At 65.7% G+C, this 23,893-nt stretch carries 23 protein-coding genes; 5 read left to right on the top strand and 18 right to left on the bottom strand.

Going from position 1 to position 23,893, the window contains the following annotated elements; translation table 11 throughout:
* Positions 1-25: 25 nt before the first annotated feature.
* The 7 genes from flhC to ACX12D_RS31500 all read right to left on the bottom strand — a co-directional run bounded on the left by flhC (position 26) and on the right by ACX12D_RS31500 (position 6,834).
* Complete coding sequence (flhC, locus tag ACX12D_RS31530; RefSeq protein ID WP_183033935.1) at positions 26-631, bottom strand: flagellar transcriptional regulator FlhC; 606 nt, start codon at positions 629-631, stop codon at positions 26-28.
* Positions 628-945 (bottom strand): flagellar transcriptional regulator FlhD, encoded by a 318-nt coding sequence (gene flhD, locus ACX12D_RS31525; protein WP_006162633.1) that lies wholly within the window; start codon positions 943-945, stop codon positions 628-630. The genes flhC and flhD overlap by 4 nt, the downstream gene beginning before the upstream one ends.
* Positions 946-1,354: 409 nt before the next feature.
* Positions 1,355-2,089, bottom strand: a complete 735-nt coding sequence (locus tag ACX12D_RS31520; RefSeq protein WP_459374920.1) for a DUF4088 family protein — start codon at positions 2,087-2,089, stop codon at positions 1,355-1,357.
* A 50-nt stretch (positions 2,090-2,139) separates the two neighbouring features.
* Positions 2,140-3,963, bottom strand: coding sequence for a methyl-accepting chemotaxis protein (locus ACX12D_RS31515; RefSeq protein ID WP_459374919.1), 1,824 nt, complete (start codon positions 3,961-3,963; stop codon positions 2,140-2,142).
* A gap of 156 nt (positions 3,964-4,119) precedes the next feature.
* The gene (locus tag ACX12D_RS31510) at positions 4,120-5,760 is read right to left on the bottom strand and encodes a methyl-accepting chemotaxis protein (RefSeq protein ID WP_459374918.1); all 1,641 of its coding nucleotides are present in this window, start codon (positions 5,758-5,760) and stop codon (positions 4,120-4,122) included.
* Positions 5,761-5,805: 45 nt separating this feature from the next.
* Complete coding sequence (locus ACX12D_RS31505; RefSeq protein WP_441639107.1) at positions 5,806-6,282, bottom strand: chemotaxis protein CheW; 477 nt, start codon at positions 6,280-6,282, stop codon at positions 5,806-5,808.
* 168 nt (positions 6,283-6,450) lie between these two features.
* On the bottom strand, positions 6,451-6,834 hold the full coding sequence (locus tag ACX12D_RS31500) for a response regulator (RefSeq protein ID WP_441639105.1): 384 nt from the start codon (positions 6,832-6,834) through the stop codon (positions 6,451-6,453).
* Positions 6,835-7,179: 345 nt separating this feature from the next.
* Between ACX12D_RS31500 and ACX12D_RS31495 the strand changes: the two genes are divergently transcribed.
* Positions 7,180-7,932, top strand: a complete 753-nt coding sequence (locus ACX12D_RS31495; RefSeq protein WP_459374917.1) for a hypothetical protein — start codon at positions 7,180-7,182, stop codon at positions 7,930-7,932.
* 53 nt (positions 7,933-7,985) lie between these two features.
* On the opposite strand, the gene ACX12D_RS31490 is transcribed toward ACX12D_RS31495, so the two are convergent.
* From ACX12D_RS31490 to ACX12D_RS31480, 3 genes are all read right to left on the bottom strand, one after another.
* Positions 7,986-9,929 (bottom strand): putative bifunctional diguanylate cyclase/phosphodiesterase, encoded by a 1,944-nt coding sequence (locus tag ACX12D_RS31490; RefSeq protein ID WP_459374916.1) that lies wholly within the window; start codon positions 9,927-9,929, stop codon positions 7,986-7,988.
* A 132-nt stretch (positions 9,930-10,061) separates the two neighbouring features.
* The gene (locus ACX12D_RS31485) at positions 10,062-11,813 is read right to left on the bottom strand and encodes a methyl-accepting chemotaxis protein (protein WP_459374915.1); all 1,752 of its coding nucleotides are present in this window, start codon (positions 11,811-11,813) and stop codon (positions 10,062-10,064) included.
* A 184-nt stretch (positions 11,814-11,997) separates the two neighbouring features.
* Entirely contained in the window at positions 11,998-12,825 is an 828-nt protein-coding gene (locus ACX12D_RS31480) for a flavin reductase family protein (RefSeq protein WP_459374913.1), read from the bottom strand.
* 125 nt (positions 12,826-12,950) lie between these two features.
* On the opposite strand from ACX12D_RS31480, the gene ACX12D_RS31475 reads away from it, so the two are divergent.
* Positions 12,951-13,256 (top strand): H-NS histone family protein, encoded by a 306-nt coding sequence (locus tag ACX12D_RS31475; RefSeq protein ID WP_441639095.1) that lies wholly within the window; start codon positions 12,951-12,953, stop codon positions 13,254-13,256.
* Positions 13,257-13,445: 189 nt separating this feature from the next.
* On the opposite strand, the gene galE is transcribed toward ACX12D_RS31475, so the two are convergent.
* Complete coding sequence (gene galE / locus ACX12D_RS31470) at positions 13,446-14,465, bottom strand: UDP-glucose 4-epimerase GalE (RefSeq protein ID WP_459374912.1); 1,020 nt, start codon at positions 14,463-14,465, stop codon at positions 13,446-13,448.
* 164 nt (positions 14,466-14,629) lie between these two features.
* Complete coding sequence (locus ACX12D_RS31465) at positions 14,630-15,667, bottom strand: tyrosine-type recombinase/integrase (protein ID WP_459374911.1); 1,038 nt, start codon at positions 15,665-15,667, stop codon at positions 14,630-14,632.
* Positions 15,668-16,041: 374 nt separating this feature from the next.
* Here ACX12D_RS31465 and ACX12D_RS31460 point away from each other — a divergent pair, with 374 nt between their 5' ends.
* The gene (locus ACX12D_RS31460) at positions 16,042-16,422 is read left to right on the top strand and encodes a nuclear transport factor 2 family protein (protein WP_217446695.1); all 381 of its coding nucleotides are present in this window, start codon (positions 16,042-16,044) and stop codon (positions 16,420-16,422) included.
* Positions 16,423-16,475: 53 nt separating this feature from the next.
* Positions 16,476-17,477, top strand: a complete 1,002-nt coding sequence (locus tag ACX12D_RS31455; RefSeq protein ID WP_441639089.1) for an NAD(P)H-dependent flavin oxidoreductase — start codon at positions 16,476-16,478, stop codon at positions 17,475-17,477.
* 113 nt (positions 17,478-17,590) lie between these two features.
* Here ACX12D_RS31455 and ACX12D_RS31450 read toward each other — a convergent pair whose 3' ends face one another.
* Positions 17,591-18,136, bottom strand: coding sequence for a PadR family transcriptional regulator (locus tag ACX12D_RS31450; protein ID WP_459374910.1), 546 nt, complete (start codon positions 18,134-18,136; stop codon positions 17,591-17,593).
* A 311-nt stretch (positions 18,137-18,447) separates the two neighbouring features.
* On the opposite strand from ACX12D_RS31450, the gene ACX12D_RS31445 reads away from it, so the two are divergent.
* Complete coding sequence (locus tag ACX12D_RS31445; RefSeq protein ID WP_459374909.1) at positions 18,448-18,669, top strand: hypothetical protein; 222 nt, start codon at positions 18,448-18,450, stop codon at positions 18,667-18,669.
* A gap of 234 nt (positions 18,670-18,903) precedes the next feature.
* Here the strand turns inward: ACX12D_RS31445 and ACX12D_RS31440 are convergent, their stop codons facing one another.
* From ACX12D_RS31440 to ACX12D_RS31420, 5 genes are all read right to left on the bottom strand, one after another.
* Positions 18,904-19,923, bottom strand: a complete 1,020-nt coding sequence (locus ACX12D_RS31440) for a Bug family tripartite tricarboxylate transporter substrate binding protein (protein ID WP_459374908.1) — start codon at positions 19,921-19,923, stop codon at positions 18,904-18,906.
* Between the two features lie 125 nt (positions 19,924-20,048).
* Positions 20,049-20,780, bottom strand: coding sequence for an SDR family NAD(P)-dependent oxidoreductase (locus tag ACX12D_RS31435; RefSeq protein ID WP_043357057.1), 732 nt, complete (start codon positions 20,778-20,780; stop codon positions 20,049-20,051).
* 223 nt (positions 20,781-21,003) lie between these two features.
* Entirely contained in the window at positions 21,004-22,206 is a 1,203-nt protein-coding gene (pcaF, locus tag ACX12D_RS31430; protein ID WP_174424128.1) for a 3-oxoadipyl-CoA thiolase, read from the bottom strand.
* Positions 22,207-22,281: 75 nt separating this feature from the next.
* Positions 22,282-22,929, bottom strand: a complete 648-nt coding sequence (locus tag ACX12D_RS31425; RefSeq protein ID WP_043357060.1) for a 3-oxoacid CoA-transferase subunit B — start codon at positions 22,927-22,929, stop codon at positions 22,282-22,284.
* Positions 22,930-22,949: 20 nt separating this feature from the next.
* Positions 22,950-23,633, bottom strand: a complete 684-nt coding sequence (locus tag ACX12D_RS31420) for a 3-oxoacid CoA-transferase subunit A (RefSeq protein ID WP_043357062.1) — start codon at positions 23,631-23,633, stop codon at positions 22,950-22,952.
* Positions 23,634-23,893 lie beyond the last annotated feature (260 nt).

The raw sequence follows: 23,893 nt of genomic DNA, 5'->3' as shown, positions 1-23,893 counted from the left end.
TGCCCTATCGACCCAAGGATTTCAGTCAGGCGACAGCTTGCGCTGGTGCGATGTCCTTCGAGAGCTTCTTGGCTTTGCCGGCACGCGAGGGCGGACGGCACAGGCTGCATACGAAATTCGCATGCGGCTCGTACGCGTGCGTCACGAAACGCCCGCCGCAGCAGGTGCAGCTGGAAAGCTGCAGCATGTTGCTCTCGAAAAACCGTACTAACGTCCAGGCACGGGTGAAACTTAAGACAATTTCGCTTTCGAGCAGCGATACGTGCTCCAGATAGAGCCGATAGGCTGCCACCACGCCGCGGATGCCAACCGTCTCGCCCTGCTGGACCATGAACTGATAGGCCGAGAAGAACAGCGAGGAATGGATGTTTGGCAACCAGGTGGTGAACCAGTCGGTCGAGAAGGGCAGCATGCCCTTGGGCGGCGAGGCGCCGCGCAGCTCCTTGTAGAGGCGGATCAGGCGATCGCGCGAGAGCGTGGTCTCGGCTTCGAGGACTTGCAGGCGCGCACCCAGGCCGATCAGCTCAATGGCGAGCTGGGTCTGGTTGGCATCCTGCAGGACGCTCTTGCGATTGGGGACGGGAGTGGCCGTGGTACTCCGGGCTGACGGGGCCTGCAGAAGCGCGGTCAATTGAGCGACTCCACGGGCTGCCGTGCGAGCAGGATCGCAGCATGGATCTGCTGCATATCGTGGCTCTTGGCCGTATGGGTGAGCGTCGACAGCAAGGCATGGTCGTCGAACCGAAAACGGCATAGGACCATGTTTGATGCTGCCAGTTTGACAAGCTGGGCCGGTGTCAACTTGGCGAGAATGTCGGCAATTTCCTTGCTGACGCCAAGCCTGAACATGGCTTCCAGATGATTTTCGCGCACCAGGCGTTGCGCGAGCAGCAGATAGGCGAGATTGACCTCCCTGATCTCCTGGAGAACTTCACTGCTTTCCAATTTTTCCCCGCTACCAAAAACCCTTCGACCGCTTGTCCGGCGCTTACCCGCAGCCGAAGGCTGAAGGCGACCAGATCGTTTGAGTGCGTGTTCGACGGGTACTGCGTACAACTACGGAACTGCGCTTGGTCAGACCTATCTGAAACGTTACAAATGTTACAGAGTGTAAGTGCGACTGACAGAGTTATATCGGCAATTTGAGCAGACTGCCAATCCCCTCTTACGTTGGGGTACAGCAATGTCGCATGAAACATACATGGGATTCGAAGTTTGTAACAGACATCTCCTTGTCATGTGATTTGCATCAAAACTGTTACGCGTATGTAACAGAGGGAAAACTCTAAAATGGCGTGTCGGGTCGGCCCTTCAGAGGGTGTACTAGTCGCATTCCTCTATTGACGGGCCGGACTCACTGCACTAGGACCCTGCGCAGCCATGCAGCCACCCGTGCAAACAGGTCGTCGGGCTCTTCGCGGAACAGATGCGAGCAGGTTTGCTCCACCTGCTCCATCACGCGCGCAGCCTCTTCGGCACTCACAGTGCCGTAGTCCATCGATAGCCCCAGCAACGCGCGCAGCTCGCCCAGCCGCGAGCGTGCCGTGCTGGTGGTGCGTTCAGTCTGCACCATGTACATGAGGTCGTAGACCCGGCGGCGCAGGCTTTCCGCGACGCGCCATGCCGGTGTCTGCATCTGCTCCTCAAGCGTGCGGATATCCACCGCCGAGGTAGCCAGCTGGGATGCCAGGGGATCGGTAAAGGCCAGGTCGGCCCCGGCGTCCTCCAGTATCTGCCGGGACCAGTCACGGGCGTGCGCAAGGCGTTCCTGGGGCGTCCACTCGTAGCGCACCGCCAGGCCATAGCCATAGCGCTGCGCGTCGCGCATCAGGGTTGCCATGGCATTGGGCAGCTGCTTGTTGAACACGCGCTTGGCCCAGGCGTACTCCCCACCCGAGAGCAGCCGCGTGACGGCACGCTCGGTCAGCGGGCCGTCATGGTGCAGCAGGCGCGCCCGCAGGAAGTCATCGAAGGCGGGCGGCGTGAACTCGTTGTCCAGCCCGGTCGAGAGCTTGACGAAGTGCTCGAACTCGGCGCGCAGCTTGGCCGCGGCTTCTTCGGGCAGCGCCAGGGTGATTTCAGTAGTCATGATGTGCAGGTCTGGCTACGCCGCTGACGGCGGGGGCATCTTGTTCGCCGTCAGAAAGCGCTCCAATCGCCGCTTTCCGAGGTGGCCAGGGCTGCAGGACGTGCGGCGCGTGCCGTAACCGGCGCAGGCGCTTCACGTCCGCCCTCGCGCTCAGCCTTGTCCACCGGTGCGGGCTCGGCGTGGCCGGACTCTTCGTGGCGGGCGGCCGGCGCCGACGGCTCCATGCGCTTGGGCTTGGCCTTGGACGCAGCGATCACCTTGGGCTGCGGCGCTTGCGCGCGGGAGCCGGCAAAGGCATCCGCCTCGGCCAGGCGGAAGCTGGCTACCGAGGATTGCAGGCGCGTAGCCTGGTCTTCCAGCGAACCGGCGGCAGCCGCGGCCTCCTCGACCAGCGCCGCGTTCTGCTGCGTCACCTCGTCCATCTGGGCCACGGCCTTGTTGACTTGCTCGATGCCCGAGCTCTGCTCGGCGGACGCCGCGCTGATCTCGCCCATGATGTCCGTCACGCGCTTGACCGCCTGCACGATCTCACCCATGGTGTGCCCGGCCTGGCCCACCAGCGCCGAGCCGTTGTCCACCCGCGCCACCGTGTCGCCGATCAGGCCCTTGATTTCCTTGGCCGCGTTCGCGCTGCGCTGCGCCAGGCTGCGCACCTCGCCGGCCACCACCGCAAAGCCCCGGCCCTGCTCGCCGGCGCGCGCGGCTTCCACTGCCGCGTTCAGTGCCAGGATATTGGTCTGGAAGGCAATGCCTTCGATCACGCCGATGATGTCGACGATCTTCTTGGAGGCATCGTTGATCTCGTCCATGGTCTTCACCACGCGGCCCACCACTTCGCCACCCTTGACCGCGGTCTCGGAGGCGTTGGCCGCCAGGCCGCTGGCCTGGCGCGCGTTGTCCGCGTTCTGGCGCACCGTGCTGGTCAGCTCTTCCATGCTCGATGCGGTTTCTTCCAGCGAGGCCGCCTGCTGTTCGGTGCGCTGCGACAGGTCGCTGTTGCCCGCGGCGATCTCACGCGAGGCGGATGCGATCGATTCCGCGGAATCCTTGAAGTCGCGCACCATGGCCGAAAGTTGCTGCTGCATCTGCTTCATGGCGTGCAGCAGGCTGCCCTTGTCGCCCGCACGCAGCTTCACGTCGGCCGAAAAATCGCCCTCGGCGATACGCGAGGCGATGGCCACCGCGTAGGCTGGCTCGCCGCCCAGCTGGCGCGACAGCGTACGGGCCAGGAGCGCGCCCAGCAGCACCGAGACTGCCAGGCCACCCAGCACCAGGCCCAGCATCCACAGGCGGGAGCTTTCGTAGACGCCACGTGCCTCGTCCATGTTGCCCAGCGCGCGATCGTCGCGGCGCTTGACCATCTTTGCCATCACGTCTTCGAGCGCGCGGCTATCCTTGATCAGGTCGGCGCTTTCGCTAAAGACCTGGCTTTCAAACTGCGAGGTATCGAGCGGCTGCTTGCTGACGAGCGCCACATACTTGCCCAGGCGCTCACGGTAGGCCGGCAGCAGGGCGTCGAACTGCTTGACGAGGGCAATCCCCTCGGACTGGCTGAACGCCGGGCGCGCACGCTTCACGCTCTCGTCGAGCAGGACCAGCGACTTTTCGATCTGCTCTTTCTCGGCGGCGCGCTCGCCCATGGTCGAAGCCGACAGCAGCGCAATCTGCGCGCGGCTGGCATAGAGCAGGTCGATGTTGCCGCTCTGCACCGCCTTGAGCGCCTGCAGGTCGCCGTGATAAATCCTGCTGGTCCAGTCCGTCATGCGTCCCATATTGATGACGCCCAGCAGACCCATCACCGCGCCGATAAGCGACACGACCAGAAAGCCAACGACCAGCTTGGTCGTGACGCGGAGCTGATTGAACCATTGCATGCAGACTACCTCTTTTTTCTGAATGACTTGACCGGGGGCCTCATCTGTCCGCTGCCGGCGGGTTGCCGGCGGTGCGCACGACAGGCGCTACTTCTTCTTTTTTTTGAACATGCTTTCAGGCTGATTGCCTCGACACTGCTTGATCTCTTTCACTTTTCAGGCTTGCGCCAGATGCTGCGCGTCGCCTTGGCGGGCGCGCGCGGGCCGTGCTTCAGGGCGCAAGCTGACGCGGAAGGTGGCCACCGCATCGCGCAGGCGCCCGGCCTGGTCTTCCAGCGCGCCGGCCGCGGCCGCGGCCTGCTCCACCAGTGCCGCGTTTTGCTGCGTCACCTCGTCCATCTGGGCCACGGCCTTGTTGACCTGCTCGATGCCCGAGCTCTGCTCGGCGGACGCCGCGCTGATCTCGCCCATGATGTCCGTCACGCTCTTGACCGCCTGCACGATCTCGCCCATGGTCAGTCCGGCCTGGCCCACCAGCGCCGAGCCGTTGTCCACCCGTGCCACCGTGTCGCCGATCAGGCCCTTGATTTCCTTGGCCGCGTTCGCGCTGCGCTGTGCCAGCCCGCGCACCTCGCCGGCCACCACGGCGAAGCCCCGGCCTTGTTCGCCGGCGCGCGCGGCTTCCACTGCCGCGTTCAGCGCCAGGATATTGGTCTGGAAGGCAATGCCTTCGATCACGCCGATGATGTCGACGATCTTCTTCGATGCACCATTGATGTCGTCCATGGTCTGCACCACGCGGCCTACGACTTCGCCGCCCTTGACGGCGATCTCGGAGGCGTTGGCCGCCAGGCCGCTGGCCTGGCGCGCGTTGTCCGCGTTCTGGCGCACCGTGCTGGTCAGCTCTTCCATGCTCGATGCGGTTTCTTCCAGCGAGGCCGCCTGCTGTTCGGTGCGCTGCGACAGGTCGCTGTTGCCCGCGGCCACCTGCCGCGTGGCCGTGGAAATGCTCGCCATGCCCTCCTGGATCTCGCCCACCACCGACAGCAAGCTGCGCTGCATCGTGCGCATGGCACGCGCCAGCGCCCCCACCTCGTCGCTTGCGCGGTAGTCCAGGCGCGTGGTGAGATCGCCCGCGCCCATGCGCAAGGCAAAGTCGAGCATGTCCTGCACCGGCCGGTTCACGCGTGCCAGCAGCAGCGTGCCGCCGATAAAGGATGACGCGACCGCCAGCCCGAAGCCGCCCCACAGCCAGGGCCGCAACTGGCTCATGGCTTCTGCCCCGGCCAGCACCTCGAAGGCCAGCAGCGCCGCGAGGAACCACACCAGGCCCGCCGCCTGCGACAGCAGGATGCGCCGCTTGAGCGTGATCTTGCCCAGGCGTGCCGGCAGCCCCGCCAGGCCCCGGCGTACCACGGCACCGTCGCGCACGGCCAGGCCCGAGCCACCGCTCTCGCGCAGGCGTGCGTAGGCGGCGTCTGCTGCCTCGACCTGCCCGCGCTGCGGCATCGAACGCACCGAGGTGTAGCCCACCAGCTGGCCATCGACGACCGTTGGCGTCACCGTGGCACTGACCCAGTAGAAATCACCGTCCTTGCGGCGGTTCTTGACGATGCCGACCCACGAGCGTCCGGCCTGGATGGTCTTCCACAGGTCGGCGAATGCCTCCGGCGGCATGTCCGGATGGCGGACCAGGTTGTGCGCGGCGCCGAGCAATTCCTCCGCCGCGAATCCGCTGGCCTCGATAAAGGCACGGTTGGCGAACGTGATGCGACCCTTCAGGTCGGTCCTGGAGATCAGGTAATCGTCTGCGGAGAGCTTGTACTCTCGGGAGGTAACGGGTTGATTATTTCGCATGGATGGAAGACTGCATGGATCGGACTCTCGCTACGTGCGGCCGCCTCAGGTGGCCGCGGCTGCCTCGATGGCCGCGAGTTCTTCGGTGTCTAGCAGTTTCTCGATGTCGACCAGGATCAGCATGCGGCTTTCGACCGAGCCGATGCCGCGGATGTAGTCCGTCTCGCCGGACAGCTGGGGCGCCTGCCGGATCTGGCCCGGGGCCAGCGTCAGCACGTCGGACACGCCGTCCACCACGATGCCGGTGGTGCGATCGTGCAGGTCGGCGATGATCACGACCGTGTACTGGTCGTAGTTGACCTTGTCCTGGCGAAATTTGATGCGCAGGTCGATGATCGGGACGATGATCCCGCGCAGGTTGACCACGCCCTTGAGATAGGCTGGCGCATTGGCAATCTGCGTGACGTTCTCATAGCCACGGATCTCCTGCACCTTGAGGATGTCGACGCCGTATTCCTCGCCGCCCAACCTGAACGCGAGGAACTCTTCCCCCGTGCCCTCTGTCTTGTTCCCGGCTTTCATTTGCTGGCTCCCGCTGCAATGACCGGCCATGCGGCGCTGCCAAAGCCGCAGCCGGCCGGCCCGCGGGCGGGCAGCCAGGCCGAGACTCAGCCTGCGACGAGGCACGAATATCGTTTACCTCTTAACGGCAGTCCTGGACGTGACTGAAGGGCAACAATGCCAAGGCATTTACCCTACCTTGGAGGGGTCTAGCAGTGCATTCACGGCTTCCATCAGCTGATCCGGATCGAACGGCTTGGCCAGGAAGCCGGACGCGCCTGCCACGCGAGCCTGCTCGCGCACCTGGCTGTCGGCCTCGGTGCTCAGCATCAGCATCGGGATGGCGGCATAGGCAGGTTTCGCACGCAGCGTGCGGATCAGGGTCAGGCCGTCCGTTCCCGGCATCACCTGGTCGGTCACCAGCATGCCGAAGCTAGCGTCGAGTGCCAGCGCCAGCGCCTCGTCGCCATCGGCGGCTTCGGACACGCCGTAGCCCCCGGCGCGCAGGCAGGCGCCGATCATGCGGCGCAAGGAGGGAGAATCATCGACGACTAGAATATGAGGCAAAGACATAGCGGCTCCGTTGACGGCACGATGGTGAGTCCACAAAGCCGGCGTTCTGGCACGGTGGACCGATGTTCCTGCGGACGGGGCTGCGGTGTACGGCGATGCGCGACTGGCGTGGCCGGTGCAAACAACGCCCCTTTGGGGCATATCGGCAGCGGCGGCCGAATCCGTAGTACGGTTGCGTCGATCGGCGGCATTTGTGGCATTTGTTACCCCACGAGCATGGGGTGCATCTGGCGGCGGCGGGTGGGCATACTACGGCCTCGCCGTAAAATGGCCCGCGCACCGGCGGGCCATGGCACGCCTGCGCTACCCGCGACTGAGGCACTGCAATACCATCGGAACGTGATCATGTCGAACTTGCCAGGCCCGCAGTGGAGCAAACGGGATACCCCTGACCCGCGCCAACCCGACAAGCTCACCGTCTTCGTCCAGGGCGCCCCGGACGCATTGCTGGCGTCGCTGCCGGACTTTGGTGGATGCCTGCACTGGGTATCGCGGCGCCCGCGCCAGCCGGCCGATGCGCAGATTGTGATCGTGGAGCGGCAGATCAACGCTACCACCGCCCAACGCCTGCGCTCCCTGCGCCATCCCGATCGCCTTGTGCTCACATTGCTGGTCGACGGCCTGCCACATGCCGCCACTGGCTGCGGGCCTATCGTGCCGACCACCGCCGAGGCGCTGCCGCGCACCCTGCAGCTGCTGGCTTCGGTGCTGTTCGCGCCGGTGCTCAGCGACGGGCCCATGCCTCTGAACTGGCGGGATGTGCAGACGGTGGCCAATCGCGACGCCATTGGCCTGCCCTTGCACCTGGACACCAGCAGCGAGGCCGGCATGTCGGATGAGCTGCTGATGCAGCTGGCGCGCTTCCATGGCCGCACGCGGATCGAGCCGGAGGCGCTGCTGGCGAGCATCTACCTGCCGCGCGGGCTGCCGTCGCTGGTTAGCTGCAGCCAGCAGTTGCGCCGGCTTGGGGCCGTTACAGGGCATCATTGCGAGACCCGGTTTGCCTTGCTGGTGCCCGAGAGCGGGCGGTTTACCCGGCTTTTGGCGCTGTTTCCGCCTGGAGGCGCGTTACCGGAGCCTTTCACGCCCAGAAAGTGAGGTTTGACGGCGAGGCGTCATTCGCTCGATCCGCCCGATCCGCTCGATTCGCCTCACGCGCCCGATAACAAATTGGCAAACGTGACCGGGTCCAAGGGATGCGACAGCAAATACCCCTGCGCCTCGTCACACCCCATCCCCGCCAGGATATCCAGTTGCGAATGCGACTCCACGCCTTCCGCCACCACCCGCATCTTCAGCTCGTGCGCCAGCGCCACCATCGACCCGACAATGGCCCGGCCCTGCGCGTCGACATCCAGCCCGCCAATCAAGGTCCGATCGATCTTCAACGTCCCGACCCGCAAGCGCTTGAGATAACCGAGGCTTGAATAGCCACTGCCAAAGTCGTCCAGCGCCACGTGGATGCCCAGCGCCTGCAGCTCCAGCAGCGTCTCCAGCGATTGGGCGATGTCCTTCATCGCCGCGGTCTCTGTGATCTCGAGCGTGACAGCCGATGGCGGGATGTCATGCTGGTGGATCTGCTCGAGCAGGTACTGCGGGAAGTCGCGGCTGGCAAAGCGCAAGCCGGAGACGTTGATGGCCACCGGCACCACCGGGATGCCATCGTCCTGCCACTGGCGGATCTGCCGGCAGACCGTGGCGATCACCCAGTCGTCGAGCTTGTCGATCTGCCCGGATTGCTCCGCCACCGTGATGAACTCGGCGGGATTGACCTGCCCCAGGGTCGGATGGCGCCAGCGGCATAGAGCCTCGGCGCCGATCACGGTACGCTGGTGCACGTCGAACTTCGGCTGGTACTGCAAGGCGAGGCCGTCGTCCTGGATGGCCAGCCACAGGTCGCGGCGGATCACCCGCATGCGCCGGGCGCGTTCGCCGGCTGCCGAGTTGAATACGCGCACCTGGTTCGAGCCGCTCTCGCGCGCCTCGCTCAGGCTCACGCGTGCCGCCTGCATCAGGGCCTCGGAGGTTTGCGCATCGCGCGGGTAGATGGCGATGCCGATGTTCACGCCGATCTGCATCTGCAGGCCACGCGCGGCCACGAACTCCGCGAGCGAGCCCAGCAGGCGCGCGCCCAGCTCATTGGCGCGGCTCTGGTGCACCATCTCCGGCACGCCGACCGCGAACTCGTCGCGCGCCAGGCGCGCCAGGAAGTCGTGCGGCTCCAGCGCCGCCTGGGCCAGCGCCCCGGCATCCTGCGCCAGGATATCGTCGGCGCGCACTTCGAAGACCTCGTCGACCTCGCGAAAATCGGCGATATGCACCAGCAGCACGGCGCAGCTGGTCTCGGCCAGGCGCGCCTGGGCGATCGACTGGTCGAGCCAGCGCGCAAAGCCGGTGCGGTCCGGAAGGTCCGTGCTGACGCTGTACTCCCCGACCGTGCCATGCCCGCGCGCGGTCGTGCGCACGGTCAGGCGGCCCGGGATACGGCCGCGGCGCCGCATCGGCACGGTCGGGCCGCCGGTGCCGGGCGGATGGTCCTCGAACATCTCGTCCAGGGCACGGCTCTGCGGGCTGGCGAAATTGCCGCTGCTGGCCAGCCGCCATCCGGGCAGGCTGGCGCGGCGCAGGGCGAAGAGTCCCAGCGGCAGCAAAAGCAGCGCGCCCGCCGCCACCCAGGCCGGCGGCATGAACCTGCCGGGATTCAGGCAAAGGGCGGACGGGTGCGGGGCCTCTGCGCACAGGGTGCTCAGGCGCATGCCGGCAGCCACCACCACGCCGGCGCCGGCCAGCGTCATCGCCAGCGCTGCGCCACGCAGTTGCACGTTGCGGCGCAGCCAGGGAATGGCAAGCGTGAGTGCGGCGGTCGCGGCGAGTGCCGCCGCGGTCTGCGCCACGTCGTGCGTGACGCGCAGACTGCCGGAACCCAGCGCGACCCATAACGGCAGGCCGACGGAAGCAGGGGAGAGCAGCAAGACCGCCCATTGCAGCGATCGGGCCGGCCCGCTAGGCAGCTCCCGGTCCGGCTTGGCTGCACGTATCCCCAACCCGACCGCGAGGCCGGATAGGGCAGCGAGCAGCAGAAGGCTAGCACTCATGTCAATAGGGAAGCTGCGCAAAAATTGGGGGCGATGGCGCGACGATCCAGGCGATGCGGGCGCAAAACCCGCATCATCGCATCACACGCGCTTCCCCGGTGATGAAAACGGCGGCAAACGTTCAACCATGGCTCAGAACGCGCTCCAGTCGTCGCCGCCAGCGTTGGCCGAAGCCATTGCCGGGACGGCCGAACGCGCTGCGCGTGCCTGGTGCAGGACCGGCGTGCGCGGGCTCGCCGGCAGGGCCGGCTTGCGCCCGGGCGAACGGCTCGCCGCGGCCTTGGCGGCCACGGGGACGCGCGTTGCCGGCGGCTGCGCTGCCATCACGTGGCTGCCCGAAAGGCGGAACACCGACACCACGCCATTGAGCTTCTGCGCTTGCTCTTCCAGGGCGCCGGCTGCCGCCGCGGCCTCTTCCACCAGCGCGGCATTCTGCTGGGTGACCTGATCCATCTGCGTGACCGCCTGGTTGACCTGCTCGATGCCGCTGGTCTGTTCCTGCGTGGCCGCGCTGATCTCGTTCATGATGTCGGTGACGCGCTTGACCGCATTGACGATCTCACCCATGGTCTGGCCGGCTTCGGCGACCAGCTTGGTGCCGCTTTCCACGCGCTGGCCGGATTCGCTGATCAGCGCCTCGATCTCCTTGGCGGCGGCGGCCGAGCGCTGCGCCAGGGTGCGCACCTCGCCTGCCACCACCGCGAAGCCACGGCCTTGCTCGCCGGCGCGCGCGGCTTCCACCGCGGCGTTCAGCGCCAGGATGTTGGTCTGGAAGGCAATGCCTTCGATCACGGCGATGATCTCGACCACCTTGCGCGACGAGCCATTGATCTCGTTCATCGTATCGACCACGCGGCCCACCACGTCGCCGCCCTTGAGCGCGATCTGCGAAGCGTCGCTGGCCAGCACGCCGGCCTGGCGCGCGTTGTCCGAATTCTGGCGCACGGCCGAAGTCAGCTCTTCCATGCTGGCAGCGGTCTCCTCGAGCGACGAGGCCTGCTCTTCGGTACGCTGCGACAAATCGAGATTGCCGGTGGCGATCTGCTGCGTGGCCGAGGCGATCGAGTCGGTGCCGCCGCGCACCTGCGAGACAATGTTCGACAGGCTTTCCTGCATGGCGACCAGTGCCTGCATCATGCGGCCCACCTCATTGCGCGACACATTGGTGATACGCGAGGTCAGGTCACCCGCGGCGATCCGCTCGAATACCGCCAGGGCTTCCTCCACCGGCCGGACAATGGCCCGCTGCAGGGTAGCCGTGCACAGCGCGGCCACCACCAGGCCAAAGGCGATCAGCAGGAAGCAGAGCACACGCACGCGCTGGAAGCGGGCCTGGGCGTCATTGAAATTGGACTCGCCGGAACGGTACTGGAATGCCTGCAGTGCCTCGTAGGCGGTCGCCATGCTGCGCTGCAGATCGGGCAAGTCCTTCTTGGCAATCTTGAGTGCCGTGTCCGTGTTGTTCTCCCGCAAGGCTTTTTGCACGGGCAGGATGCCCTTTTCCATGAATTCCTGGCGCTTGCGGGCAAACTCGGTGGCCAGCGCCTTTTCTTCGGCGTCCTGCGGCAGCGCAGAGTATCGCTTCCAGGCCGCCTCGGCACTGTCGACGAATACCATCGAACGGTCCACCACCGCCTTGGCATCATCTCCGTCGCCCGGCATGACGCCGCGATCGAGGGCCAGGCGCATGCGCGTCATGCCAAGCATGGTCTCGCCCAGCGCTTGCGACGAAGCCAGCTGGTTACCATAGGTTTCCTGAAGCGCGTCATTGCTGTGCGACATGCCATACAGGCCAACGCCGCCAACCAGCATCAGAAGTAGCGACAACATTGCCATTGCGCCACGCAGCAGAGTTTTGATCTGGATATTGTTATGGAAAGACATGAAGCACCCGATACGATAAGGAACGCGCGAGGCCTCCATCGGCCCCGGCCCAGCGGATCGACACCCCAGCGACCCGCTCAGGGCAGATAACGGCGGTGTCCCGCAATTCCTTGAGCCGGGTGCCGTGCCCGCCACGCCAGACCGCTCATGGCGGGACGGCCGCGGCGCAGCGCCCTCGCCCTGTTCATTCGCACTCTCCCGGCACTACCTGAAAACCCTCGCCCGTGGCAAAAAAGGCGCCACCAGCCAGATAGTGTATCGAGCGGCACTCGGCATCCGGAAAATGCCATCTACCCTCTGAAAATGCGGCGGCGTCAGCCCACGCGGCCACCACTTCGGCGATGAACAGGTCGTGGCGGCCGGCCACGGCTGGCTCGGGAATAACGCGGCACTCCAGCCAGGCGAGGCAGCCGGCCACCAACGGCGCGGCAATTTCCGCCGCCGCGAACGTGGCCAGTCCCGCTGCGGCGAACTTGTCCTGCTCGCGGCCGGAACGCGAGCCCACTGCCAGCGTGGCGGCAGCCTGCCCACGCGTGGGTATGTTCAGCGCGAACTCACCGCAGGCATCCACCAGTTCGCGCGTGAGCGTGCTGGCGTCGATCACTACCGCGACTTTCGGTGGCTGGAAATCCAGCGGCATGGCCCAGGATGCCGCCATCACGTTGCGGCGGCCGCCATGCGCGCTGGTGACCAGCGTCACCGGGCCGTGATTCAGCAGGCGATAGGCTTTCGCCAGTTCCACGGGGACGCGCCGGCAGGCGGCGCCGGCGTTAATCGAGTCGTCAGGCATGGCGGATACGGATGAGGGTTCGCTCAAACTGGAAGCGGATCGGCATTGTTGCAGCAAAAGCACTTTATGACCCTCGTCATTACAAGGGGAAGGGTTATTGCGCAGCGCAAATGTAAGAAAAACGAATCCGCGCCACGCATGGATTTCGGCGAGCTGCCAAAGTGGGCACCACGCCGGAAAATCCGGCCCCATCGATGACCGGCGGCCTGCACGGAAGTTCATTAATTAGATGGCGCAGATGATTTATCAGAATTCTCCCCATCGGGGTTAAAAGCGTTTGCAGGATCGCTTGCGGCCGTTATAATTCATCCGATTCATCATGCTCACCCAGTAAATCGAGGCTCGTAATGGCGACTTATCAGGAAATTGTTCAGAAAATCAGCGAACTTCAAAAACAGGCCGAGGAAATCAAGGCCCGCGAGCAGGCTTCCGTCATCGCCGATATTCGCCAGAAAATCGACCAATATGGACTGACTGCGGACGACCTGGGCTTCGGCACCAAGCCTGCCGCCAGCAAGAAGGCCACCCGCAAGGTACCGGTTCGCTATCGCGACAGCGCAGGCAATACCTGGACCGGCCGCGGCAAGCGTCCGGGCTGGCTGACCCAGGCCCTGGCCGCGGGCAAGACCATCGAAGACTTCCTGATTCGCTAAAGTCGGGCGCGACGCCGGGCATGGCGGCCGACTCGGCCGCATGCCAGCAGGAACCCTGAAGACGGCCGGGCATTTGCCCGGCCGTCTTCATTGCCTTCTACCCTGTCCTCGCCGCGCCGGAGAAACCGGGGACGCGCAAGCGGATACGCGCCCCGCTTGCCCGCGTGCCCACGCGTGCGGCCAGGCAACTTAGCCGGCAAACCCCAGCGGGTTCATCGACTGCCAGCGCCAGGAATCCTCGCACATGCGGTCGATGTCGTGCTGCGCGCGCCAGCCGATCAGCTTTTGCGCCAGCGCGGGATCGGCGTAGCACGAAGCGATATCGCCAGGGCGGCGGTCCCCGATCACGTAGGGCACCGGGCGCCCGCTGGCGCGCTGGTAGGCCGCGACCACCTCCAGCACGCTGTAGCCGCGCCCCGTGCCAAGATTGACCGTCAGGCATTGCTGCTGGTCGCGCAGGTAGACCAGGGCCGCAAGGTGGCCGGCTGCCAGATCGCAGACGTGGATGTAATCGCGCACGCCGGTGCCGTCGACCGTGGGATAGTCGCCACCATGCACCTGCAGTTTTTCGCGGCGCCCGCCGGCGACTTGCGCCACATAAGGCATCAGGTTGTTCGGCACACCACCCGGGTCTTCGCCGATCAGCCCGCTTTCGTGCGCGCCCACCGGATTGAAATAGCGCAGGTAGGCGATACGCCAGGCGGGGTCCGACAGTTCCAGGTCACGCAGGATCTGCTCGCTCATCAGCTTGGTCTGGCCATACGGATTGGTGGCCGACAGCGGAAAGTCCTCCAGGATCGGCACCGCATGCGGATTGCCATAAACGGTGGCCGAAGAGCTGAACACCAGCTGCTTCACGCCGGCCGTGTTCATGGCCGAGCAGAGGGTGAGCAGGCCGTTGAGATTATTGTCGTAATAATCCAGCGGTTTGCTGACCGATTCCCCTACCGCCTTGAGTGCCGCGAAATGAATCGCGCCCGAGATCCGGTGTTCGGCGAACAAACGGTCCAGCAAAGCGCGGTCCCGCACGTCGCCTTCGACAAAATGCGGGCGCTGGCCGGTAATCTGCGCAAGGCGCTCGACCACGGCGCGATTGCTGTTGCAGAGATTATCCAGGCCGATCACGTGATAGCCGGCCTCGAGCAAGGCGACCCAGGTGTGCGAGGCGATATAACCGGTGGCTCCCGTGAGCAGCAAGGTTTCAGACATAGCGATTCATCAAATAGTTGTGAAAAGAGACGTAACGGGCGCCAGGACAACGCGCACGATGCCACAAGCGCAATATCGCGGCGCTGTCCTGGCGGGCAGCAGCCACGGCCAGCCAGGGTCGCCCGCCTCGGATCGAAACAGGTCGAAACAGATCGAAAAGGCGGCTAAGCATAGCAGGCCACTTCTGTCGCGCCTGTGTCACCGGGACCGCTGTGCGCCGGTTTCAGGCCAGCACGTGCCTGCCAGGCCTCAAAAGCGGCACGCAAGCGCCAGCCGGACTCCAGGTCGCGCATGCCGAGACACTGCGCCACCTCGGCCGGGCCGGCCCCGGCCTCGAAATGCAGTGCGCCACAGGTATTGCGCAGCGTCTGCGGCGACGCGCGCTCGCTGCGCCCCGCCAGCACGCCAGCCTCGTCGAGCAGGATCTCCACGCGGCGGTATAGCGAGGCCGCGTGCAAGTGCCGCCCGCTTGGCATGGCTGGAAACACCAGGTTGCCCAGCGTGCCGGTACGGGAGCGGATTTCCATCCAGGCCAGCAGCGCCGCCCGCGCGAAGGCAAAGACCGGCGCCTCGTAGGTGCGGCCGTTGTCGGCGCGGACCAGGCGCAGCCTGGCGGCATCCTCGGCGATGCTGTCGATGCCCAGGCCGCGCGCCTCGCCCACTTTCAGGCCGGCGCCCAGCAACACGGCCACCAGTGCGGTATCGCGGGCGCGCTTCCACTGGGTGGCCGACAGCGCGCCGCCCTGCCCGGCCGCCAAGGCCGCCGGTGCCAGCACACGGGCAATCAGGGCATCGCGCTCGGCGGGCAGCAGGAAGGCGGTCGGATCGTTCTCGCCTTCGGCGAGGTGAGCGCGCACGGCCTGGCTGGCGGGGTTGTGCAAGCCGTCGTGCAGTAGCGATAAATGGTGGAAGACACGCTCGATCAGCCGCGTGTACCGGTAACGATGGTGCTTGTGCAGATCCTGCTCGTCGAGGAAGGCCCCGATCTGCTCCGCCGACCACGACAGCGGCGCCAGGCCACGCTCTGCCGACCAGCGCAGGAGCTTGCCCCACATCGCGCGGTACACCACGGCCGTGCCACGGCGAAAACCGTGGCTAGCCAGCCAGCCGTCGAAGGCTCGCTCGGGCTGCTTCCGCCAAGCCTCCAGGTCAGCATCGAACAGGTCGGGGGATGGCCCGTTGGCGCTTATGTCAGCACTCACTCGCGCTCCTGCGTTGGTTTTCGGCAATGCCGGTATTGTAGACAAGTCGGCACAAAAGACAGAGTCGTTTGCGCACTGCCCAAGCACGGGCGGGATTCGCCCGGCAATCCGGAACGCGCCGGATCCTGCACTTGCAACGCCAGGCCATTGCAATTGTCGTCGTCTGCTGCTACCTTGCACACATCGCTATGCAACTGGTTGCATAGCGATGTGTAAGCCGCCGCTGCCGCAGGCCCTGAGGGGCCAAGCAGGCAAGCGTTGCGCAGCGTGCCGCAACGGGCGACTCCCACGCCCTCGGCCCAACCGGAGGAGACACCGTGACCCAAGCAACCTTGTCAGCGGCGGCGCAGGCCTCGCTAGCCATCTGGCACCGCATGATCGCCACCCATTCCATGTCCGACCTGGACAGCATCGTGGCGGACGAAGTGGTTTTTCACTCGCCCGTCGCCCACACGCCGTACCCGGGCCGCGTTGCCCTGCGCATGGTGCTGGAATCCGTCAACCAGGTGTTCCAGGACTTCCGCTACCACCGCACGTTCGTCAGCGACGACGGGCGCAGCGTGGTGCTGGAGTTCAGCGCGATGGTCGATGGCAAATCCGTCAAGGCCATCGACATGATCCGATTTAACGACGCGGGCAAGATCGACGACTTCGAAGTCATGGTCCGCCCGAAGAGCGGCCTGGACGCGCTCGCCGCCGCCATGGGCGCCCGCCTCGCCAGCCAGAAATCCGTGCTGCAGGGCGCCAGCGCCTGAGCGCATCGCCGTGCTCCTACCCGTTCCACTGTATTCACTCTCGCAGAAACGCCATGTCACTTCCCGCCATTCTCCAGAACCGTCTTTCGCTGCCGGTGGTTTGCTCGCCGCTGTTCATCATCTCCAACCCCGACCTGGTGATCGCCCAGTGCAAGGCCGGCGTGGTCGGCTCCTTCCCGGCACTCAATGCGCGCCCGGGTCCGGTGCTCAACGACTGGCTGGACCGCATCACCACCGAGCTGGCCGAGCACGACGCCAAGCATCCGGACCGCCCGTCGGCACCGTTCGCGGTCAACCAGATCGTGCACAAGTCCAATGATCGGCTCGATCACGACCTGGAACTGTGCGTGCGCTACAAGGTGCCCATCGTCATCACCTCGCTGGGCGCGCGCAAGGAAGTCAACGATGCCGTGCACTCCTATGGCGGCATCGTGCTGCATGACATCATCAACAACACCTTCGCACGCAAGGCTATCGAGAAGGGCGCCGACGGCCTGATCGCGGTCGCCTCGGGCGCAGGGGGCCATGCCGGCGTGCTGTCGCCGTTTGCGCTGCTGCATGAAATCCGGGAGTGGTTCGACGGCCCGCTGCTGCTGTCGGGCGCCATCGCCAGCGGCGACGGCATCCTCGCGGCGCTGGCCGCGGGCGCCGACCTGGCCTATGTGGGCTCGGCCTTCATCGCCACCGAAGAGGCCAACGCGCAGGCCGGCTACAAGCAGATGATCGTCGACAGCACCGCGTCGGACATCGTCTACTCGAACCTCTTTACCGGCGTGCACGGCAACTACCTGCGCCAGAGCATCGTCAATGCCGGGCTCGATCCGGAGGCGCTGCCGCAATCGGATCCGTCCAAGATGAACTTCGGTTCGGGCAGCGCCAAGGCCTGGAAAGACATCTGGGGCGCTGGCCAGGGCGTGGGCGCCATCAAGCGCGTGGTGCCGGCCGCCGAGCTGGTGCGCCGTTTCAGCGAGGAATACGCGCTGGCGCGCCGCCGCCTCGGGCTGGCCCCGGCAACGGCTTACGCCAACGGCGCGACGGCGGCCGACCTGGCCTGAGCGTTGTTGACGGTGGCCAGCGCACTGCAGCGCCTGGCCACCGGTCCGATCCCCCTATTGCCGCCCATTTCCACGCATGTCCCATCCGCCGGGCGCGATCGCCCGGCGCGACCTCAGGCCGGGTCGTCCTGCTTGTCCAGCAGCGGCAACAATTCCTCGGCCCACGACACCCAATCCTCTTCATACCGGATGCCGCGCCTGAGCAGGGCGTGCTGCACCTGTTGTGCACGCGTGGGCTGCGTCGCGGAGAAATCGCGCCGCTCGATCTGGCGATAGGTCTCGAGCCGCTCGCGGTGCAGGCCGATCAGCCGCGCCATCTCCGGCCCCAGCCCCAGCGGGCCCACGACGGCATCGGCGCGCAGCTTCACCAGGATTTCATCGCGCACGTCCAGGCCGGCGGTAGGCGCCAGCACCCAGCGCGCCAGTTCGTCGCGCCCTGGCGGCAGCACGAAGTAGACCTTCTTGCGGTTCCTGGCGTCCCCCTCCCCCTCGTCCGCGGCAATCCAGCCGTGCTCCGCCATGCGGCCCAGCTCCCGATAGATCTGCTGGTGCGTGGCATGCCAGAAATAGCCGATGGAGCGGTCAAAGCGGCGGGCCAGCTCGTAGCCGGAAGACGGTTTTTCCAGGAGGGAGGTCAGGAGTGCGTGCTGAACGGACATGCGGGAAGCGTGACGTGGAGGCCGGTCGCCCGGTGGCGGCGCATGGCTGCCGCCATGGCTTTGGGTGGCGAGCGCCTATGGTAGCGCAAAGCCAGGCCCCGACAGGGCTGCCGCCCACGGATACCGCCAATTTCCTGCGGTCGGGCACATGAAAAATGACAAGGCAACGACAACGCTGATGCAGATCTAAAAAATGCTAAATAGCATTTTTCGGCAGGGTGCAATACATTTGCAGACATAGTCATTCCGCATGCCTGTTGCCGGTTCTCGGCCACGGCACAGCCATGCCAGTCATTCACCAGGAGTGGTCCATGCCAGGACGAACAGATTTCGCCGAAGACCGGGATGTCCCGTGGGAGGCCGATGGGCCCCAAGACGCCAGCCAGCCCGCGTCGGCGACAACGATGCCCGTGTACTACCGCCTGCCGGATACGCCGGACGGGCACCATATCAAGGAATACGCCAGCGGCTTGCGCCAGCTGGTGCGTTTTGTGGGCGTGGAAGAACAGGTTGTGAAGTACAGCCTGGCCTGATGGCCGATGCGCGGCGCTCGCCGTGCACCGTCTCCTGCCATTGTTTCCCCCTGTCTCCTCCTGCCCCGCGTGTGGGGGCCAGGATTGAGCCCGCAAGCTACCGCGGGCTTTTTTCTGTCCTGAGCGCGTCCACATGTCAAGCGCACGTAAAAAGGCCGGCCCCGAAGGGCCGGCCTTTTTACCGTCATCGGCCCGGGGCAGACGCCCGGGCCGGGGTCACCGTGCGGGGATCGATCAGTCCACCGTGGCGCCCGAAGCCTTCACCACCTTGGCCCACTTGGCGGTCTCGGTCTTCATGAAAGCGGCCAGTTCGGCCGGCTTCTCGGGATGCGGCTCCGCGCCCTGGTCGGCCATCTGCTTCTTCACTTCCGGCATGGCCAGGATCTTCGCCACTTCCGTATTCAGGCGATCGACGATCGGCTGCGGCGTGCCGCCGGTGGCGTACAGCGCGAACCAGGAAGTCGCTTCATAACCCGGCACGCCGGATTCAGCCACGGTCGGCACGTTCGGCAGTGCCGGCGAGCGCTTGGCCGAGGTCACGGCGATGGCGCGCAGCTTGCCGGCCTTCACGTGCGGATACGACGACGGCATGTTGTCGAACATCAGGCCGATCTGGTTGCCCAGCAGGTCGTTGACCGCCGGGGCGCTGCCCTTGTACGGGATGTGCTGGATATGCAGGCCGGTCATCGAGTTGAACAACTCGCCCGACAGGTGCATCGACGAGCCGCTGCCCGACGAGCCGTACGACAGCTTGTCCGGGTTGGCCTTGACGTAGGCGATCAGTTCCTTGATGTTGTTGACCGGCACCTTGGGGTTCACCACCACGATGTTCGGCACCATCGCCACGCGCGAGATCGGCGCGAAATCCTTGACCGGATCGAACGGCAGCTTGGAGTAGAGCGACTGGTTGATGGCGTGGGTACCGATGGTGCCCATGAACAGGGTGTAGCCATCGCCCGGCGCCTTGGCCGCGATCGATGCGCCGATATTGCCGCCCGCGCCCGGACGGTTGTCGATCACCACCGGCTGGCCGAGCGCCTTGCCCAGTTGCAGGCCGACGATGCGCGCCAGGATGTCGGTGGTGCCGCCGGCCGAGAACGGCACGATCATGGTGATCGGCTTGGTCGGGTAGTTGCCTTGCGCGTAGGCCGCGCTGGTCATGCCGCCGAAGGTGGCGGCCAATGCCACACCGGCAGCCAGCAGGCGGCGGCGCGCGCTGTTGTGCGGGGTGCGAGCTTGGGAATGGGATTTCATGTTTGCTCCAGGATAAATCGCTGTAAGCCCGCGCTTGTGGCGCGGGTCATCTTTTTTAGTTTTCTACGGACTAAATGCTGCGGCGTGATGACGGGTGCGCGTTTTGCACCGGTCACGCCGCGGGACTACACGGGTGCCACGCCCAGGGTGGTGCCACCGCACACATATAGCACCTGGCCGGTCACGAAGCCGTTCTCCGGCGACAGGAAGAACATCGAGGCGCGAGCCACGTCTTCCGGGGTGCCCATGCGCTTGACCGCGATGCTGGCGAGAATCCGCTTGGTCTGCTCGCTGCCTTCGGGGTTGCTCTTGCGGAACAGGTCGGTCGCAATCGGGCCAGGCGCCACGGCATTGACCGTGATGCCATCGCCGCCGAGTTCCATCGCGAGCGTGCGGGTCATGCCGATCAGGCCGGCCTTGGTGGCGGAATACACCACGCGCTCCGGCTTGCCCAGCGCCGCGCGCGAGGCCATGTTCACGATGCGGCCAAAGCGTGCCGCGCGCATCGCGGGCAGGCAGGCCTGGGTCAGCAGCAGGGTGGCTTGCAGATGCAGGCCAACCACATAGTCCAGGTCTTCGACGCGCGCCGTGTCGGCCGTGCCGGGGCGGGTGGCGCCGGCATTGTTGACCAGCCGGGTCACGGCAAAGCGCGAGGTCACCTGCTCGGCCGCGGCGCGGGTCGCGTCGGCATTGGTCAGGTCGGCCTGGACAAACGTCATGTTGGGATGGGACCAGGCGGGGGCGACATAGTCGACATTGACCACCTGGGTCACGCCATCGGCCAGCAGCATTTCACTGATGGCGCGGCCGATACCGGAACTGGCGCCGGTAACGAGCGTGGCAACGGGAAGGGACATCACATACTCCGACCGGCAAGGGGCACCGGGTCATGCTGAAGAGGATGCGACGAGAGCCGGCGAGCCAGTCGGCCCTGTCGCGCTGCTTCTTTGCGTTGGGAAACTTCATCAGCCTGCGCTTCCACCGGGTACTAACGGCAGCCGCGCGGCATTCTTTAGCGCACGGCGCCCGCGAGCCGAAGCCCGCGGGCGCCCAGGTGTCAAACGGTCAGGCAGCTGACGATCAGACGCGCTCGATCACCATGGCGATGCCCTGGCCCACGCCGATGCACATCGTGCACAGCGCGTAGCGGCCGCCAGTGCGGTGCAGCTGGTACATGGCGGTGGTGACCAGGCGGGCGCCGCTCATGCCGAGCGGGTGGCCCAGCGCGATCGCGCCGCCATTCGGGTTGACGCGTGCATCGTCGTCGGCCACGCCGAGTTCGCGCAGCACGGCCAGGCCTTGCGCGGCGAACGCTTCGTTCAGCTCGATCACGTCCATCTGGTCGATGGTCATGCCGAGTTGCTTGAGCAGCTTCTGCGAAGCCGGTGCCGGGCCAATGCCCATCACGCGCGGCGCCACGCCGGCGGTTGCCATGCCGACGATGCGCGCCTTGGGCGTCAGGCCGTGCTGGCGGGCCGCGGCTTCGCTGGCGAGCAGGATGGCGCAGGCGCCGTCGTTCACGCCCGAGGCATTGCCCGCGGTCACGGTGCCATCGGCGCGAACCACGCCGCGCAGCTTGCCCAGCGCTTCCATGCTGGTGGCACGCGGGTGCTCGTCGCGGTCCACCACCAGCGGGTCGCCCTTCTTCTGGGCGATCGTCACCGCGGTGATTTCCTGCGCCAGCGTGCCGTCGGCTTGCGCGCGCGATGCCTTTTCCTGGCTGCGCAGGGCCATCAGGTCCTGGTCTTCGCGGCTGATCTTGTAGTCGGTGGCAACGTTCTCGGCGGTCTCGGGCATCGAGTCCACGCCGTAAGCCGCGCGCATCGCCGGGTTGATGAAGCGCCAGCCGATGGTGGTGTCGAAAATCTGCGCATCGCGCGAGAAGGCGCTGGTCGCCTTGCCCATCACGAACGGGGCACGGCTCATGCTTTCCACGCCACCGGCGAGCATCAGGCCGGCTTCGCCGGACTTGATCGCGCGTGCGGCGGTGCCGGTAGCGTCCATGCCCGAACCGCACAGGCGGTTGATGGTGGCGCCCGGCACGCTTTGCGGCAAGCCGGCCAGCAGCAGCGACATGCGCGCTACGTTGCGGTTGTCTTCGCCAGCCTGGTTGGCATTGCCGTAGATCACGTCGTCAATGGCGGACCAGTCCAGGTTCGGATTGCGTGCCATCAGCGCCTTGAGCGGCACCGCGCCCAGGTCATCCGGGCGCACGCCGGACAGGCTGCCGCCGTAGCGGCCGATGGGGGTACGGATGGCGTCGCAGATGAAGGCTTCGGTCATGGTTGTCTCTCTCTTGCTTGTTCGTGATCGTGAAAACGGGAAGCTTGGAAGCGTGCTCGCCGGTCAGGCCGGCACTCAGGCAGAAGCGCCCTGCTTGAGCGGCACGCCGGTCAGGCGTTGCAGTTCGTCGAAGGACAGGCCTTCAACCAGGTCGCGCGCCACCAGCCCGTCAGGCGTGACGTCGATGGTAGCCAGATCGGTATAGATGCGCGTGACGCAGGTCATGCCGGTCAGCGGATACGTGCATTCCGCCACGATCTTGCTCTCGCCCTGCTTGGTCTGGTGTTCCATCATCACGAACACCTCCTTGGCGCCGATCGCCAGGTCCATCGCACCGCCCACTGCGGGGATCGCGCCCGGCGCGCCGGTATGCCAGTTGGCCAGATCGCCCTTCACCGAGACCTGGAAAGCACCCAGCACGCAAAAGTCGAGGTGGCCGCCGCGCATCATGGCGAAGGAATCGGCATGGTGGAAATACGAGCCGCCCGGCTTGATCGTGACCGGCTGTTTGCCGGCGTTGATCAGGTCGCCGTCTTCTTCGCCGGCGGGGGGTGCCTTGCCCATGCCGAGCAGGCCGTTCTCGCTGTGCAGCAGGATTTCGCGGTCGGCTGGCAGGTGATTGCCAACCAGGGTGGGCAGGCCGATGCCGAGATTGACCACGGCACCGTCGGGAATGTCTTTGGCCACGCGGGCGGCCATCTGATCGCGGGTCAGGCGTTGCATATTCTGGATCTCCTTGGCGCTCAGGCAGCGGCCTGGCTGGCGCCGTCGACCTTGACGACGCGCTTGACGAACAACCCCGGGGTCACGATGTGTTCCGGGTCCAGCTCGCCGAGTTCGACGATCTCGCTGACCTGCACGATGGGGCATTTGGCGGCCATCGCCATGATGGGGCCGAAGTTGCGCGCGGTCTTGCGGTAGGTCAGGTTGCCCCAGCGGTCGGCGCGCAGCGCCTTGATCAGGGCGAAGTCGGCATGGATGGGCGTCTCGTAGACGTAGCCCTGGCCGTCGATGATGCGGGTTTCCTTGCCCTCGGCCAGCGGCGTGCCATAGGCGGTGCGGGTGAAGAAGCCGCCGATGCCGGCGCCGGCGGCGCGGATGCGCTCGGCCAGGTTGCCCTGCGGCACCAGTTCCAGCTCGATCTTGCCAGCGTGGTAGAGCGAATCGAAGACGTAGGAGTCGGCCTGGCGCGGGAAGGAACAAATGATCTTGCGCACGCGCTCGGTCTTGAGCAGCGCGGCCAGGCCGGTGTCGCCATTGCCGGCGTTGTTGTTGACGATGGTGAGGTCGCGGGCGCCCTGGGCGATGAGGGCATCGATGAGCTCCGCCGGCATGCCTGCCATGCCGAAGCCGCCGATCAGGATGGTGGCGCCGTCCTGGATATCGGCCATGGCCGATTCCACCGAGTCGAATAGCTTGTTGATCACTTGCGTTCCAGTTCCGAGAGTCCGGACGAACTATCCGGAACCGGCCGCCAAGGAAGAAAACCAGGCGGCGCGCAAACGCTGTCTCCGGACAGTCCTGCCGGAAGAGCCATCCGGCTTGGGCGCCCTCCGCTTGCAAAAGGCGCGCCGCCGGAAACGAATCCAACAGACTTTGGTTTTTCTTATTATTGTGGTTTGTTCTAATTGCGAACTTCAATTCGCAGAATGAACAGGTTACACCCCCTGTCCGCGGGTGGTCAAGG

This window comes from Cupriavidus sp. PET2-C1, assembly GCF_054515855.1.
This window is presented reverse-complemented; position numbering and strand designations above follow the sequence as displayed.